Raw genomic sequence first — 17,236 nt, 5'->3', positions numbered from 1 at the left:
TGGTATTTATGATTAGAAAAGTAGGAATTATCGCTGCGGCTTTATCACTTGCTCTGTCAGGTGCAAGCGCGATGGCAAAGGTGTCTGACGCAGATGCCAATAAACTAGGTAACGAATTGACGCCACTGGGCGCTATGAAAGCAGGTAATGCAGACGGCAGTATCCCAGCGTGGACTGGCGGTATTACTTCAGCACCAGCGGGCTACACAGTGGGTGATCACCATCCAGACCCGTACCCTGAAGATAAAGTGCTATTTGAAATCACGGCACAAAACTACAAAGAATATGCGGACTTTCTATCTGAAGGTCAGAAAAAGCTTTTCGAAGCTTACCCTGAAACCTTCCGTATGCCGGTTTACCCAACGCGTCGTTCTGCGTCTAATCCCCAGGCTATCTACGATGCAACTAAGGTAAATGCAACTAGCGCGGAGCTATTAGACGGCGGTAACGGAATTAAAGGGGCTGTTCTCGGTATTCCGTTCCCAATTCCACAAAATGGTCTTGAAGCAATTTGGAACCATATACTTCGCTATCGCGGTGAAGCGGTTCAGCGTAATGGTGGTCAAGCTGCGGTAACAACTGGTGGTGATTACAACGTAATCGGTTTTGACGAGCAGTTATTAATTAAGTACGCAGAAGAAGGTGCTACACCAGAAAAGCTTACTGACGAAAACGTTCTTTTCATGTTTAAACAAAAAGTAACAAAGCCTGCTCGTTTGGCGGGTACAGCGCTGCTTGTACATGAAACAGTTGACCAAGTAAAAGAGCCGCGTAAAGCATGGACCTACAACACGGGTCAGCGCCGTGTACGTCTAGCACCAAACATTGCTTATGATACACCTGGAACCGCAGCTGATGGCCTTCGTACTACCGATGACTTTGATATGTTTAACGGTTCACCAAACCGTTACAACTGGAAGTTAGTGGGTAAGAAAGAAATGTTCGTTGCATACAACAACTATGCACTTCATTCAGATAATGCGAAGTACGATGACATCTTAAAGCCAAACCACGTTAACCCAGACCTAACACGTTGGGAAAAACACCGCGTTTGGGAAGTAGAAGCCACATTGAAAGACGGTTTCCGTCATATTTATCAAAAGCGTGTATTCTTCATTGATGAAGATAGCTGGCAAATTCAAGTTGCTGATATGTATGATAATCGTGGCGAACTTTATCGTGTTGGTGTAGCGTATGGTGTGAACTATTATGAAGTACCTACCCAGTGGTCTACTCTGGATGTGTACCATGACTTGAACTCACGTCGTTACCTGGCTATTGGCCTCGATAACGAAGAAGAGATGTACGACTTCACCGTTCGCCCACGAGATGTGGAATTCACACCTCAGGCGTTACGACGAGAAGGTATGCGCTAATCGCCTTAAACAACAAACGGTTGGCAATTGCCAGCCGTTTTTGTATGCAGACAATTATAAATAGGGGGAATGGTTAATTATGAAAAAAACCATTGCAGCGTGCATTGCCGCCACTTTCGCAGTTAATTACTCTACAACTGCAATCGCCGAAGAAGCATTCATGGCACCATTGGTTGAGCAATCGGTTCTTTTGGACATAGACGCTGATACATTTGTCGTTATTGTCGGTGAACGCGGTCACGTGTTAGTTTCAGAGGATGGTGAGGCATTTAATCAAAAAGCCGTACCAACACAATCAACGCTTACAGCGACAACTGTTGTAGGTGATAATATTTGGGCAGTGGGCCACGACGCTGTCATTCTTCATTCTTCAGATAAAGGCGAGACGTGGGAGATACAAAATTTCCAACCTGACCTTCAGCGCCCATTTCTAGACGTATTATTCTTCAATGAAAAGCAGGGGATTGCTACAGGTGCCTATGGCTTGTTCTATCGAACCTTAGACGGTGGAAAAACGTGGACGGCAGAACGTCATGCCAGTCTGCTTGACCCAATGGATCAAGAATACCTTGAAGATATTCGAAAAGAAGATGAAGACTTCTATCAGCAAGAACTTGAATCTATTTTACCCCACTTAAACAGAATTACCCTTGATGGTGATACGCTTTACCTAGCAGGCGAAGCCGGTCTGCTAGCCAAAAGTACCAATATGGGAGAATCGTGGGAACGGTATTACGTCGACTATACAGGATCGTTTTTCGATATTAAGCCGCTTGATGAAAATACCGTTCTAGCGGTTGGCCTTCGCGGAAATATATTTGTTAACAGAAACGAAGGTGAGTGGGAATACGTACAAACTTGCTCAACCAGCACACTAAATTCAATTCTAATTGGTTCTGAATCGAAGGTTTATGCTTTGGGTAACAACGGGATGATGGTAAGCGCACAGCGACCTTTACCCACCAGTATGCGAGACCCCTATGCAAACCTTTCAGATTGCGAAGCTGATGAAGGCATTGTCGTTTCACAAATTAAAGACAAAGCCGCGCTTCTTAATGCAACACAGTTTAATGGTAAGAATATTGCCGTTACTGCGAATGGCATTAAAACGTTGAATTTAAAATAGGGCAGTATAAAAACAATGACCCATTTTCTTGAAAAATTAGTATTCGGAAACCGTAAAATTGTCGTAGCCTTGTTTGCTATAGCCACAGTTTTCCTTGGTTACCAAGCTTCACAAATGCGCTTAGACGCAGGTTTTGAAAAGAACATACCGCTAAATCACGAATACATGAAAACGTACATTGAGCACCGCCAAGATTTTGGTGGCGCTAACAATATATTAGTTTCTGTTTGTGATAAAAACGATAACATCTACAATCAAAACTTCTTCGATACCTTAAAGAATGTTCACGACCAACTCTTCTTTATTAATGGGGTGAACCGTTCGTTAGTTATTTCGCTTTTCTCTCCTTCAACCCGCTTTACTGAAATTGTAGAAGGCGGCTTTGCAGGCGGGCCAGTCATTCCTGCCGACTTTAATTCTGCAAGCCCAGAAGCATTAGAGTTGGTGGCAGCTAACGTAGAAAAGGCAAACATTGTCGGAAGACAAGTATCCAGTGATTACAGCTGCGCAATGGTAACAGCGCAATTGCTCGATATTGACCCGCAAACTGGCGAGCCTCTCAATACATTGGCATTAGCAGCAGAGCTTGAAGAGCAGCTTCGCGGTCAATATGAAAACGAAAATACGTCTATTCATATAATTGGCTTTGCGAAAATGATTGGCGATGTGGCCGACGGTGCAAAAGACGTGTTGATCTTTTTCGCCATTGCTATCGCGATTACTGCCGTAATGGTGTATTTCTTCTCGCGCAGCATCATGCTTACGTTATTGCCATTAGTATGCTCAATCATTGCCGTTATCTGGCAGCTAGGCCTGCTTACTTCAATTGGCTTTGGTATGGACCCTATGTCAATACTGGTGCCATTTTTGGTATTTGCCATTGGTGTGAGCCACGGCGTACAAATGATTAACGCGGTAGAAAAACAAGCAGTAACCGGTATTGGTGCTAAACGGGCATCTATGGCGGCATTCAGAAACTTGCTGGTTCCAGGCGGAATTGCATTGTTATCTGATACGGTTGGCTTTATGACGTTATTAGTAATCGATATCGGCATTATTCGCGAGTTGGCGATTACGGCAAGTATGGGTGTAGCGGTAATCATTCTTACCAACTTGTTGCTGCTGCCTGTGCTGATGAGCTTCTTAAAACTTGACCAGAAATATGTCGAAAAATTCGCGGGTAAAGAAAACGCTAATTCGAAATTCTGGGAAGTCATTGCTGCTTGTTCACGTAAAAAGCCTGCGGCAATAATTCTTATCGTTACTGCTATCCTATTCGTGTTTGGTCATTTCCAAGCTCAGAATATGAAGATAGGGGACTTACATGCGGGTGCACCTGCGCTTCATGAAACATCACGCTACAATCAGGACACTTTCCTGATTACCGATAAGTACGAAGTAACGGTAGATTACATTTCTATTTTGGTTGAAACCACACCAGAAGCTTGTACGTCACACAGCGTGATGAAGGCCATGGACGATTTCCAGTGGAAAATGGAAAATGTTCAAGGCGTTCAATCGGCGGTTTCGTTGGCATCTGTAGCAAAAATTGTTAACGCAGGTTACAACGAAGGCAACGTTAAGTGGCAGGTACTCCCTCGTAACCAGCAAACATTGGTGCAGGCAATTTCTCGCGTTCCAACGTCGTCTGGCTTACTTAACGGCGACTGCTCGGTCATGCCAATTATTCTGTTTATGGAGGACCACAAAGCAGAAACGATCTCTCGTGTCGTTGAAGCGGTAAAAGCGTATCGCGATGAATATCAAACCGATGATATGAAGTTCAGTCTTGCTTCTGGGCCTGTTGGCGTGATGGCCGCAACTAATGAAGCAGTTAGTGCAGCGCAGGACCCTATGATGCTTTATGTATTTGGCGCCGTTATTGCGTTGTGTCTAGTTAGCTTCCGCTCGCTGCGTGCTACGTTAGTTGTTGTTATTCCGCTGTATGTGGTGTCTGTACTGGCGCAAGCCTTAATGACATACCTTCAAATTGGCCTCACCGTTTCTACATTACCAGTTATCGCACTTGGCGTGGGTATAGGTGTGGACTATGGTATTTATATACTCTCTACCAAGAGCTTAATGCTGAAGAAAGGCGCTACCGTTCAAGAAGCATATTTCGCTGCATTAAAAGAACGTGGAAGTGCTGTGCTATTTACCGGTATTACGCTGGCAATAGGCGTGAGCACATGGGTGTTCTCTTCGCTTAAGTTCCAAATGGATATGGGCATTTTGCTTACATTTATGTTCGTCGTGAACATGCTTGGAGCAATAATTGTACTGCCTGCACTAGCAAGATTCCTATGGTGGAACAAGAATGACCCTGATGCATAAAATATTTTTGCATAGCTAAGCATTAAAAAGGGCCTTTAGGCCCTTTTTTTTGGGTGTTTTCTGCATACTTATCTATGCTGTTAATATAAGGTTAAAAATGGGCTTTCATTAGCGTCATTTATTAGAGAAAATAGTTAGGTACTCGGCACTTATACCAAGCTGGATTGGTATTACGACATTCAAAAAAGGTTAACAAATGACAGTCACCTCACAGCGACACTCAGTACTGCTAGACAATGTATTTGCACTTATCGACAAAAAAGTAGATACCAAGCAGAAGTCTCTTGTGCAGCAATTCGGACGTCTGTTGTATAAAAATATTTCAAGCGATGACCTAGAAAATCGCAACGACAGCGACCTTTATGGTGCAACACTTAGTTTATGGAATGGCTTGGCGAAGTTTGAACATACGTCGCCATACATACGCGTATTTAACCCGGAAATTGCCAAACACGGCTGGCACTCAAGCCACACAATTGTTGAGATTATTGTGTCGGATATGCCATTCTTGGTTGACTCGGTGCGCATGTTGCTAAATCGTTTGAACATCACCGCACATTTATTCCTTCACAGCCCAATTGGCATTAAGCGCGACAAAGCGAACAAAGTTGAAGCGTTTGCTGAGCCAGGCCAATCGCTTGAAGGTGCGAAAAAAGAAACGGTCATCTTTATCGAAATCGATAGACAAACATCGAAAAAAGATATCGATGCTCTAACACAAGAACTGCACTCTGTCGTTGATGAAGTTTCTCTGGCAGTTCAAGACTGGCAAGGCATGACAAATACCTTGCAAGACGTAATTAAAAACAATGCTAAATTTAACTGGCCTGTATCTGCAGAAGCCAAAAAGCAAACTAAAGCTTACTTAGAATGGTTAGGCGATCACAACTTCACAATGATGGGTTACCGTTATTATGACGTTAAAGCCATTGAAGGGGACCATAGATGGATCCCTCAAAACGACACCAGTTTGGGTTTGCTTAAAAACTCAGTAAACGACCGAGAGCGTTTGTTGTCTCGCTTACCTGCGTCGGCCCGTGCGGAAGCGCTTAGCAAAAACCCATTGATTCTGACCAAAACAAATTCGCGCGCGCGAGTACACCGTCCTGCATATATGGACTATGTAGGCGTGAAGGTATTTAACAAAGAAGGTCAGGTTGTTGGTGAGCACCGCTTTTTAGGTTTGTATTCTGCCTCTTTCTATAACAACAGCGTAACTCAGCTTCCGATTTTACGTGAAAAAATCAAACGTATTTGTGAGCTATCTGGTTTCGAGCCTGGAACTCACGCATACAAAGCGTTTGCAAATATTATAGAAACCTACCCACGAGATGAGTTGCTACAAACGCCAGCAGAAGAACTAGCGCAAATTGTGATGGGTATTTTTCAAATGCAAGAGCGTGGAATTTCACGTTTATTCATTCGAAAAGACATTTTTGGCCGCTTTTTCTCGTGCATGGTGTTTGTGCCAAGAGAGCGCTATAACACCCAGTTACGCAAAGAAACCCAAGCGCTACTTAAAGCGTCATTGGGCGCAACAGAAGAAGTGGAATTTACTACGTTCTTCTCAGAGTCTGTATATGCTCGTACGCATTACATTGCTAGAGTCAACGACAACAACGCGGAATTCGATGTGAAGGAAATAGAGCAAAACATTATTGAGTTGACCAAAACCTGGAATGACAGACTCGCGTCAGCTATTTCAGCGGCACACGGTGAGGCCTCGGGTAAAGCGTTGGAACGCAAATACAACAATGCTTTCTCTCGCAGCTATATGGAGCATAACCTACCGTCAGCAGCGCTTGTAGATATTGGCAAATTAGAGATGTTAGACGACAACCACACACTGGATATGTTGTTCTATCGTCCACAAGAAGAAGACGCTGACAGCCAAGTAGTTAAGCTTAAGCTTTTCCACCGTGCCGAGCCCATCCATTTGTCTGACGTGTTGCCGATGCTTGAGAATTTTGGGTTACGCGTAATTGATGAAAGCCCTTATAAAGTCACGTGTTCAGAAGGTGAACGTAACTGGGTCATGGACTTCACCATGTTACATAAAAGTGGTCAGCACTTTGACATGGAAAACGCCCAGATTCTCTTTCAAGATGCCTTCGCCAAAGTATGGTATAAGACACTAGAAGACGACGCGTTTAACCGTCTTATCCTTGGCGCGAATATGACTGGCCGTAAAGTTACGGTACTCCGTGCTTATGCTAAATACATGCGCCAGACCGGCAGTTCTTTCAGCCGTGACTACATCGCAAACACACTAGCTAACTATCCAGACATTGCTCGTTTACTCGTAGACTTTTTCGACCAGCGTTTTAATCCTAAGAAAAAGCGCAATGAGAAAAAAGAGGAAGGTATTCTTGAGACTATTAAGGAACAGTTAGACAACGTTAGTAACTTGGATGACGACCGAATTATTCGTCGTTATCTGGATATGATGTCTGCAACGTTACGTACAAACTTCTATCAGGCAGACGATGCCGGCAATGAGAAATCATATGTATCATTTAAGATGATGCCGGAACTCATTCCTGACATGCCATTACCACTGCCTAAATTTGAAATTTTTGTTTACAGTCCTCGCGTTGAAGGTGTGCACTTGCGTGGCGGCAAAGTTGCCCGCGGCGGTCTTCGTTGGTCTGATAGACAAGAAGACTTCAGAACAGAAGTACTCGGCCTAGTAAAAGCGCAACAAGTTAAAAACACGGTGATCGTTCCGGTTGGTGCAAAAGGTGGTTTCGTTTGTAAGAACCTACCTGTAGGCGAAGGTCGCGCAGCTATTCAGGCTGAAGGCCAAGCATGCTATCGCACTTTCATCACCAGCTTGTTAGATATTACTGACAACATTGTAAATGGTGAAATTGTTCCTCCTAAGGATGTTGTTCGCCTTGATGATGACGACCCTTATTTGGTTGTTGCTGCAGATAAAGGCACCGCCACGTTCTCTGATATCGCAAACGGTATTGCGGAAGAGTTTGGGTTTTGGCTGGGCGATGCATTTGCATCTGGCGGTAGTATTGGATATGACCATAAGAAAATGGGTATTACTGCACGCGGCGGATGGGAGTCGGTTAAACGTCATTTCAGAGAAATTGGTATTGACTGTCAGACCACTGACTTTACCGCTGTTGGTGTGGGCGACATGGCAGGTGACGTATTCGGTAACGGTATGTTGCTATCAGAGCATACGCGACTAATCGCTGCGTTTAACCATTTACATATTTTCTTCGATCCAAGCCCTGATGCAGCAGCAAGTTATAAAGAGCGTCAACGCCTGTTTGAGAACCCAAGCCTAAGCTGGGAAGACTATGACAGTAAGCTGATTTCAAAAGGTGGTGGCGTATTTAGCCGCGCGTCTAAATCTATCAAGCTTACACCTGAAATGAAAAAGTGGTTAGGTACGCGTCAGCTAACGATGACGCCTAATGAGCTAATTCACAATATATTGAAAATGCCAGTCGACCTACTGTGGAACGGTGGAATCGGTACGTACATTAAGAGCAAGAAAGAGTCTCACTCAGACGTAGGTGACCGTGCTAATGACGACTTACGCGTCAATGGTCGTGACGTACAAGCTAAAATTGTGGGCGAGGGCGGTAATTTAGGTCTAACGCAGTTAGGTCGTATTGAGTATGCGTCTAACGGTGGCCGAGTTAACACTGACTTCATCGATAACGTAGGTGGGGTTGATTGCTCGGATAACGAAGTAAACATCAAAATCTTGCTTAACAGCCTAGTTAACGACGGTGAACTTACGCTTAAACAGCGTAATAAGTTGCTTTACGATATGACCGACGATGTAAGTCGAATTGTACTGAAAGACTGCTACCGTCAAACTCAGTCTATCTCTATTACTGAGTTAGCTGGCGTTAAGCAACTTAAAGAACAGCTTCGCTTTATCCACGGTCTTGAGCGTGAAGGTCAGCTAAACCGTGAGTTGGAATTTATTCCAAGTGACGATGAGATTTCTGATCGCGTAGCCACGGATCAAGGTTTAACTCGCCCAGAGTTAAGCGTATTGATTGCGTACGGCAAAATGGTACTTAAAGATGCGCTTAATATTCCGGAAATTACTGACAATCCTTACCACGGTAAGTTGTTAGTAGAAGCCTTCCCTAAAGTGCTCCGCGAAAAATTCGCAACACACATGCAACAGCATCCGCTTAGAAGCGAAATTATTGCGACTAAGTTAACCAACAACATGGTTAACGACATGGGCCTTAACTTCGTGTTTAGAATGCAGGAAGAAACTGGCGCAAGTGTGAGCGAAATTGCTGACGCATACGCAATTGTTCACGGTATCTTTAATATGAAGACGCTGTGGGAGCGCATCGAACAACTGGATAACGTTATTCCTGCTCAGCTACAGCTTAAAATGTTGGATGAAGCACGTAGAATTATGCGTCGCGCTTCGCGCTGGTATATTCGCCACGGCAATAAGACGCAATCCATTGAAGAAGCCATCGCGAGCTACCGTGGTACCTTCGATATTTTATCGAAGAACCTGCAAAACTACTTGGTTAAAAGCGAATTTACTCAGCTTGAAAACGCTACGCAGAAATACATTGATAAGGGTGTACCAGAAGACATCGCTTATCAGGTTGCAAGCTTCTCTAACATGTTCTCTAGCTTTGACCTTGCTCAAATCGTTGAAGCAGATAAGCACGATACCGATGTAGTCGCTAAGCTTTACTATCAGCTAGGTTCTCGTTTAGAACTTCACTGGTTCTTAGATCAGATAAACAACCAGGCGGTAAGCAACCACTGGCAAGCGTTAGCTCGCGCCTCGTATCGTGAAGAGTTAGATTGGCAGCAGCGTTCCATTGCAGCTAACCTGCTAGCTTCTCGCGAAGACGTAAGTAGTGCAGATCAAATTCTTGATGAGTGGATTGAAAGCAATCAGGTCCTACTTAAGCGCTGGTATCACATGATGTCTGAGTTTAAGACCAGTACAACGCACGAATTTGCGAAATTTTCTGTCGCTTTACGTGAATTGATGCTTTTAAGCGTGAAGTCTAACCATTAGAATACACGCACCTTAATGATTTAAGCCCTGTTTATCAGGGCTTTTTATTGGCCGGCTGAACATTACTGTACGTTTTTGCAGCATCGTTTGTAAATGCAAACCTCATACAAGCGCAATATACCTTGATGCTCAACAGGCCCTTAATTAGCGAGCGGTAAAAATAACCATGCAATCTCTAGTGCAAAAATTCTTGCTTCAGTGTGAACCTGAAAAAAGTCACGATTTCACCATTAACTGGTTAAACAAGACCCAACATACACCGCTGAAATGGATGTACAGCACACCGACGATTAAAAAGCCCGTTACCGTTGCAGGCATGACCTTCGATAATCCGGTAGGACTTGCCGCCGGGCTTGATAAGAACGGCGATTGTATTGACGCATTTGCAAGCATGGGATTTGGTTTTGTTGAGATAGGCACGGTAACGCCTCGTCCGCAGCCAGGAAACCCAAAACCTCGTTTATTCAGAATTCCGGAAAAGCACGCCATTATTAATCGCATGGGATTTAATAATAAAGGTGTTGATCATCTTGTCGAACAAGTGAAAAAGGCTCAGTTTAAAAGGCCTATTGGTATTAATATTGGTAAAAATAAAGATACCGAAGAAGCGAATGCGCTTGACGATTACCTGATTTGTTTAAACAAAGTTTATCCTTACGCAAGCTACGTCACTATTAACATTTCGTCACCGAACACACCTGGCCTAAGAAACCTTCAATACGGTGAAGCGCTCGATAAGCTGTTAGTTGGCCTAAAAGCAGCACAGGAAACGCTAACGCAAACCCACGGTAAATATGTGCCGCTGTTCATTAAAATAGCGCCAGATTTGAGCGATGTGGAAATTGACAGTATTGCTGCCTCGCTAATTAACAGCAAAATGGATGGCGTAATTGCTACTAATACGACACTTTCACGTGATGCCGTTGCCGGATTACAGCACGCTGAGGAAATGGGCGGTTTAAGTGGCTCAGTTATGACAGATATGAGCTTAGAAGTAACACGCAAGCTAAACAAAGCACTTGACCGCGCTATTCCTATTATTGGCGTTGGTGGTATTGACTCACCCGAAGCGGCACAAGCACGCTTGGACGCTGGCGCATCTCTGGTGCAGGTCTACTCGGCTTTTATTTATCAAGGCCCATCGCTCGTTAAACGCATCGTAAACGCGTTATAATATACCCAAACCAATCTCTCGTGTACGTGCTTTTTCTTAAGCGCGTACATCAAAAACAGGTACATGAATGAATACTATTCTGGTTACGACCAGTCGCGGTCTTGACGAACTATTAAAACAAGAAGTGCTACGCCTTTGCCCTGATGCGCAAGTTAAGCAAGGGCCTGGCACTATTCAGTTTGAAGGCTCAAAAGAGGATGCGTATAAACTTTGCTTATGGTCACGCTTAGCTAACCGCGTAGTTTGGGTGTTGGCTTCAGGCAAAGCAGGCGATGCAGATGCACTGTACAACACGGCTATGGGTATTGACTGGCAAATGCAGATGGATTCACGTCACACCTTATCTGTACAGTTTATCGGCACAAACTTTGCCATAAAAAACACACAATTTGGTGCGGTTCGTGTTAAAGACGCCATAGTAGATTCATTTGTAGAGCAAGGCTTACCGCGCCCATCAGTAGAACGAAAGAGCCCTGATATTTCTGTGTATGCAAGACTACATCGCGATAATGTAATTTTAGGCATAGATTTAGCGGGGGCAAGTCTGCACCAACGCGCATACCGACAAGAAACCGGTGACGCGCCGCTTAAAGAGCATATCGCAAGCGCAATGCTAATGCGTAGTGGATGGACAGAGAATACCGATGCGCCATTGGTCGATTTGATGTGTGGCTCGGGCACCATCGCGATTGAGGCAGCCTACATCGCTCGCAATATTGCGCCAGGTATAAAGCGTATGTATTGGGGCTTTACTGAGTGGCTCGGCCACGAAGAGAAGCTTTGGGATGATTTGGTAGAACAAGCTATTTCCGTTCAGAAGCCTAGCTGCGGTGGTATTTACGCGGGTGATTTCAGCCGTAAAATGGTAGCCATTGCGAAAGCAAACGCTGATTTTGCTGGCGTATTTAACGATATTTCGTTCTCACAGCAAGACGCAACAAAATCTTCTCCTCCCGTTGCCACACCAGGCTACGTCGTTTCAAACCCTCCTTACGGAGAACGTTTGGGCGAGCTAACATCGTTAATACCGCTTTTTAGTGATTGGGGTAAGCGTTTTAAAGAAGCCTGGAAAGGGTGGCATGTGTCACTTCTTAGCAGCAATCGTGATTTGCTTCGGGTTTTAAAGCTTCGCGCCACCAAAGACTATGCCATGAATAACGGTAAGCTGGAATGTCGTTTAGCGAATTATGTGTTGGATGAAGAAAACACGGTACAGTTTAGCGAGGACGCTAGCAACCACGAGTTTGCCAATCGTTTGAAGAAAAACCTCAAACGCATGAAAGGCTGGATCAAGAACGCTAACACTAACTGTTACCGCATATACGATGCTGACCTGCCAGATTATAACGTTGCCGTAGATAGATATGGTGACTGGCTGGTCGTTCAAGAATACGCGCCGCCAAAAACGGTTTCTGAAGATAAAGCACGCAAGCGTCTGCAAGAAGTCTTGCTTCATTTGCCAGCAGTAACAGGTGTTTCACCAAAACAGATAGCGCTTAAAGTGCGTAGCCAACAAAAAGGTACAAAACAGTACGAGAAAATTAATCAGTCTGGCGACATGATGGAAGTGTTTGAAAATGGCGCTCGTTTCCTGGTTAACCTTACTGACTACTTGGACACAGGCCTTTTCTTAGATCACCGTAATACCCGCCAAAAAGTGCAGGCGTTGTCCCAAGGTAAAGACGTTCTTAACTTGTTTTCATATACGGGGAGTGTGTCGGTATTCGCCGCTAAAGGTGGCGCAAAGTCTGTAACGACAGTGGATATGTCTAATACTTATTTAGAGTGGGCAAAGAAGAACGTAGCGCTGAACAAACTCACTGCGCCTCATGCTTTTATTCAAGCTGACTGCACCACTTGGTTAGGCACGCATAAAGGCAAATACGACTTAATTTTTATCGACCCACCGTCATTTTCGAATTCAAAGCGTATGCAAAATACGTGGGATGTGCAGCGCGACCACGTAAAAATGCTTACCGATGCTAAAGCGTGCTTAAAAGAGCAGGGGATCATCATCTTCTCTAACAACAAGCGTGGCTTTAAGCTAGATGAGACAGCCATGAATGAACTGGGCTTGTCAGTAGACAATATTACCAAAGACACTATTCCAGAAGATTTTGCACGTAAAGGCAACATCCATCAGTGCTGGGTACTAGCTTCATGAAAATTTATTTTTACACGGGGCCGCAATGTAGCCTGTGCGACTTAGCCGATGTTGAGCTTCAACAAACGTCTATGTTTTCATCGCTTAATATAGAGAAGGTTAACATTCGCACTAGCACTGAGCTTTATCATTTGTACGGTGCAAGGATCCCCGTTTTGAAACGGGCAGATAACGAAAAAGAAATCGGCTGGCCTTTTAATACAGCCGATTTAGAGGAGTTTCTTCAGTGAGCATTTTGCAGTTAAAAAACATCACTGTTATTTATGGGAATCCGCCGCTGTTAGACGGTGTCGAACTGGTTGTACAGCCTAAAGAGCGCGTCTGCTTAGTAGGTCGAAACGGTAGTGGTAAATCAACGCTAATGAAAGTTATCGCTGGCGATATTATTGCCGACGATGGGCAGCGTATAATTGAAAATAATACGGTCATTGCGCGCTTAGAGCAGGACCCGCCTCAAACCACCGATGTGACGCTTTTTGACTATGTTGCCGAAGGCTTATCTGACGTAGGTGAAACACTGAAAGCCTACTTTCATCAAACCCGTATCGTTGGTGAAGATCCAAGCGAATCGAATTTAAATAAATTACAGCGACTACAAGAACAGTTAGAAGCCAGAGACGCGTGGCAGTTTGAACAGCAAATTGAACAGACGTTAACCATGCTAAAGCTAGACCCTGAGATATCGCTATCTACTCTTTCTGGGGGATGGCGCAGAAAAGCAGCGCTAGCTCGTGCGCTTGTTCGACAGCCGGATTTGCTCCTGTTAGACGAGCCAACTAACCACCTTGATATTGAAATGATCCGCTGGCTTGAATCCAGCTTGAGTAATTACCAAGGCGCAATTGTGTTTGTGAGCCACGACCGTGCATTTATACGTGCCATGGCTACGCGAATTATTGACCTTGACCGTGGCTCGGTTACGAGCTATCCGGGTAACTACGAAACTTATTTAGAAAAGAAGCAGCACGATTTAGAGGTTGAAGCTTCACAAAACGCTGAGTTTGATAAAAAACTAGCGCAAGAAGAGGTATGGATTCGTCAGGGCATTAAAGCCCGCCGTACCCGCAACGAAGGCCGAGTAAGAGCGCTGAAAAAAATACGCGAAGAGCGTAAAGCGAGAAGAGCGGTTCAGGGCAATGCGGTAGTCAATCAACACCAGGGCGCGCGCTCTGGAAAGATGGTGTTTGAAGTAAAAGACTTAAGCTATAGCATTGAAGGTAAGCCTATTGTTAAAGGGTTAAACCTGAATGTTTTGCGTGGTGACAAGCTTGCTCTCATTGGTCCTAATGGTAGCGGTAAAAGTACGCTTATCAAGCTTCTACTCGGCGAACTCCAGCCCGATAACGGCAACTGCAAACAAGGTACTAACCTTGAAGTTGCTTACTTTGACCAGCACCGCCACGGGCTAGATTTAGAAAAATCTGTGATAGACGCGGTAGGCGACGGTAAACGCGATCTCATGGTAAATGGTCACCCACGCCATGTGATCAGCTATTTACAAGATTACTTGTTTACGCCTGAACGCGTTAATGCACCGGTTAAGTCGCTATCAGGTGGAGAAAAAAACCGCCTGATGCTAGCAAAACTGATGCTAAAACCGAGCAACGTTTTGGTGCTGGATGAGCCTACCAATGACTTAGACGTTGAAACCTTGGAAATGCTCGAAACCTTACTCAACGAATATACCGGCACCGTGCTTTTAGTCAGTCACGATAGGGAATTTGTTGATAACGTAGCAAATAGTAGCGTGGTATTCGAGGGTAATGGAATGCTTCGCGAATTTATTGGGGGTTTCACTGACGTAGAAAACTGGTATAAAGAGCAACAGGAAAAACGTCAGCAAATCGAAAAGGAAGAAAAAGCCAAGGTAAAGAATGAAACTAATTTAGCTTCAGACAGTCCTAGTGCTAAGTCTTCTCCCCGTAAGACGAAAAAGCTATCATACAAAGACCAGCGTGAACTTGAGTCCTTACCTAAAGAACTTGAAACTCTTGAGGAAGAACTTGAGGCTATGCAAGAAAAAGTGAACGACCCGGACTTTTTCAGACAAGACAGTGACATTACTGCCAAAGCATTAGCAGAGTTGGCAGATAAAGAAGAATTACTTTCCCAGAAATATGCGCGCTGGGATGAACTAGAAAGTATGCTGGAAGATAATCAGCAGTAAATAGGATTTTAAATGAAACGAACTCAGCTTGCCGCCGCCGTTCTGTTGGCAACAGGAAGTGTTTCGGCATTCGCCGCGACCTATTCAGTGACGCCTCTTCCTTTACAGGATACCGCTAGAAACAATTTTGCTCGTTCGATCGATAACTCAGGCAAAATGCTGTCTGTTGCACAGTTGGAATTCAACCCACCTATCGACGCTGAACAGCTTGAAGAAGATACAACTTTTTTCGATCAATTCGGTGAAAGCCTAGAAAACGAAGACAATGCGCGTCAGGGCGTTTTTACTGATGTCGATTACACCACGATCGTAAACTATCTTCTGTCGAATTCGACGTCGACAACGGGTCAGAAACTGGCGTCATACAGAACCTATGCCACCGATACGCAAGATATCGCTTTGGTGCCAGGTCTTGATCAGGTAACAGATAAGTTCGATGACTATACGCAGTCTGTTGAATCAACAGGGCGAGATAGCCTGAACGGCAACTTCATCGTTGGAGATTCAACGGCGCTAGTGGTACTCGACCCATATGAAGACGAAGATGGCGACACAATTAACTACACTTATCCGGAGTCGGCTCAACAAGCTTTTGTCCAAGCTTCGGGCGAAACTAAAGTACTACCTGCAGTTGACGAGACAGCGGGCGGCTTTTCGTCAGCTCGTGCAGTTAACGCGAATCTACAAGTAGCGGGCTTTAGTACGGTTAGTTTCCGTGACGATGTAAGTGATGCGGTAGATACATGTGCAGATGATGAAACCCGTGGAGACAGATCGGAAGGACGCTGTTTATATACAATATACAACGGTGAATTTGCTGTTCCACGCATCTCTAGCTATTTTATCAATTCCTCTTCTGCCTACCTGCCTAGTTTCGTTCTCCTATCTGAAGTGAATGCTACAATATGGCAAATCGATGTTAATGGTGATGTGATAAGCACCGACACTTACCCTCTATTGTTTGAACCTGATGAAGATGATGCACTTCACTACTTCACTTATGCCTATGACATAAACAATCAAGGTATCGCAGTAGGCGAAGGATTAACGGGCGATCGCATTACGATTACACGCCCAAATTCCTCAGGTAGAACCGAAAGTGAACGTGTTGCCACAGTGTTCAGAGATGGTGAAACTATCGAGCTTCTTCCTCGCGAAGAAAATATCATTAGCCAAGCTATCGCAATTAATGACGAAAACTGGGTGACGGGCGCAGTGCTTCGTTCACAAAGCGATATCGCACGTTCTCGCTTATTTGTGTATAACCTTGATACCCAAGAGCAGCATTACCCCGATGGTTTCTTCGTGAGTGCCGGTGTGACCGCAAACGCTATCAACAATAATAATATTGTTGTGGGTAAAGCAGACGTAGATGCAACAAGCGATACTCTTCGTGAAAGCGCAGCATTTATGTACAACATAGACACTGAAGAGTTTACTGACTTAAATGATTTAGTGTCTTGTGATAACCCGTACGAGCTAATTGAAGCGGTAGATATCAATGATGACAATGAAATCATTGCGAACGCGAGAATTAAAGCGACAAATAAATACGTTACTGGCGTTGATGTAATTAACTCTGACGGTGAAACACAAGAAGTTGACACAGTCGTTGCTGTTAAGCTGTCTCCATTAGCAAATGGTTCTATCGAAGAATGTGAAGTCCCTGAAGACGAACAACCTTACGAGCGAAAAGGAGCTGCAACAGGTTTACTCGCATTTTTTGGTCTATTTGCTGCAGTATTTGTGCGTAGACGTTTAAAGAAATAGCTGACCATTTGGACAATATGTAATCAATATTAAAAAAGCCACCTATGCGTGGCTTTTTTTATGCCTAAAAAACGTAAAAGAAGACATATT

Annotated in this window: 9 protein-coding genes; all 9 read left to right on the top strand. The window is 44.3% G+C overall.

The window, feature by feature from the left end; all coding sequences use genetic code 11:
• Positions 1 to 8: 8 nt before the first annotated feature.
• The 9 genes from F0261_RS01455 (at position 9) to F0261_RS01415 (ending at position 17,146) form a co-directional block, all read left to right on the top strand.
• Entirely contained in the window at positions 9 to 1,376 is a 1,368-nt protein-coding gene (locus tag F0261_RS01455; RefSeq protein WP_014949549.1) for a DUF1329 domain-containing protein, read from the top strand.
• A 79-nt stretch (positions 1,377 to 1,455) separates the two neighbouring features.
• Complete coding sequence (locus F0261_RS01450) at positions 1,456 to 2,502, top strand: YCF48-related protein (protein ID WP_061485904.1); 1,047 nt, start codon at positions 1,456 to 1,458, stop codon at positions 2,500 to 2,502.
• Between the two features lie 15 nt (positions 2,503 to 2,517).
• A complete protein-coding gene (locus F0261_RS01445; RefSeq protein WP_061485905.1) occupies positions 2,518 to 4,836 on the top strand; it encodes an RND family transporter in 2,319 nt (772 codons plus the stop codon).
• A gap of 196 nt (positions 4,837 to 5,032) precedes the next feature.
• Entirely contained in the window at positions 5,033 to 9,871 is a 4,839-nt protein-coding gene (locus F0261_RS01440; RefSeq protein ID WP_171337036.1) for an NAD-glutamate dehydrogenase, read from the top strand.
• Between the two features lie 166 nt (positions 9,872 to 10,037).
• Positions 10,038 to 11,045, top strand: coding sequence for a quinone-dependent dihydroorotate dehydrogenase (gene pyrD / locus F0261_RS01435; protein ID WP_171337035.1), 1,008 nt, complete (start codon positions 10,038 to 10,040; stop codon positions 11,043 to 11,045).
• A 67-nt stretch (positions 11,046 to 11,112) separates the two neighbouring features.
• The gene (gene rlmKL, locus F0261_RS01430; protein ID WP_171337034.1) at positions 11,113 to 13,209 is read left to right on the top strand and encodes a bifunctional 23S rRNA (guanine(2069)-N(7))-methyltransferase RlmK/23S rRNA (guanine(2445)-N(2))-methyltransferase RlmL; all 2,097 of its coding nucleotides are present in this window, start codon (positions 11,113 to 11,115) and stop codon (positions 13,207 to 13,209) included.
• Entirely contained in the window at positions 13,206 to 13,439 is a 234-nt protein-coding gene (locus F0261_RS01425; RefSeq protein WP_014949555.1) for a glutaredoxin family protein, read from the top strand. Before rlmKL ends, F0261_RS01425 begins: the two co-directional genes overlap by 4 nt.
• Positions 13,436 to 15,376, top strand: coding sequence for an ABC transporter ATP-binding protein (locus F0261_RS01420; RefSeq protein ID WP_171337033.1), 1,941 nt, complete (start codon positions 13,436 to 13,438; stop codon positions 15,374 to 15,376). Before F0261_RS01425 ends, F0261_RS01420 begins: the two co-directional genes overlap by 4 nt.
• 12 nt (positions 15,377 to 15,388) lie before the next feature.
• The gene (locus tag F0261_RS01415) at positions 15,389 to 17,146 is read left to right on the top strand and encodes a DUF3466 family protein (protein ID WP_014979345.1); all 1,758 of its coding nucleotides are present in this window, start codon (positions 15,389 to 15,391) and stop codon (positions 17,144 to 17,146) included.
• Positions 17,147 to 17,236: the final 90 nt, after the last annotated feature.

Origin of the sequence: Alteromonas sp. 07-89-2 (genome assembly GCF_013113925.1) — a bacterium.
GTDB classification, from domain to species: domain Bacteria; phylum Pseudomonadota; class Gammaproteobacteria; order Enterobacterales; family Alteromonadaceae; genus Alteromonas; species Alteromonas macleodii.
Note: the sequence above shows the minus strand (reverse complement) of the source record. Positions and strands in the feature narration are given on the sequence as shown.

Excerpts from the sequence above, each read along its gene's own strand:
- pyrD (WP_171337035.1), top strand. The coding sequence starts at position 10,038 with ATGCAATCTCTAGTGCAAAAATTCTTGCTTCAGTGTGAACCTGAAAAA.
- F0261_RS01455 (WP_014949549.1), top strand. The coding sequence starts at position 9 with ATGATTAGAAAAGTAGGAATTATCGCTGCGGCTTTATCACTTGCTCTG.
- F0261_RS01450 (WP_061485904.1), top strand. The coding sequence starts at position 1,456 with ATGAAAAAAACCATTGCAGCGTGCATTGCCGCCACTTTCGCAGTTAAT.
- F0261_RS01415 (WP_014979345.1), top strand. The coding sequence starts at position 15,389 with ATGAAACGAACTCAGCTTGCCGCCGCCGTTCTGTTGGCAACAGGAAGT.
- F0261_RS01440 (WP_171337036.1), top strand. The coding sequence starts at position 5,033 with ATGACAGTCACCTCACAGCGACACTCAGTACTGCTAGACAATGTATTT.
- F0261_RS01425 (WP_014949555.1), top strand. The coding sequence starts at position 13,206 with ATGAAAATTTATTTTTACACGGGGCCGCAATGTAGCCTGTGCGACTTA.
- rlmKL (WP_171337034.1), top strand. The coding sequence starts at position 11,113 with ATGAATACTATTCTGGTTACGACCAGTCGCGGTCTTGACGAACTATTA.
- F0261_RS01445 (WP_061485905.1), top strand. The coding sequence starts at position 2,518 with ATGACCCATTTTCTTGAAAAATTAGTATTCGGAAACCGTAAAATTGTC.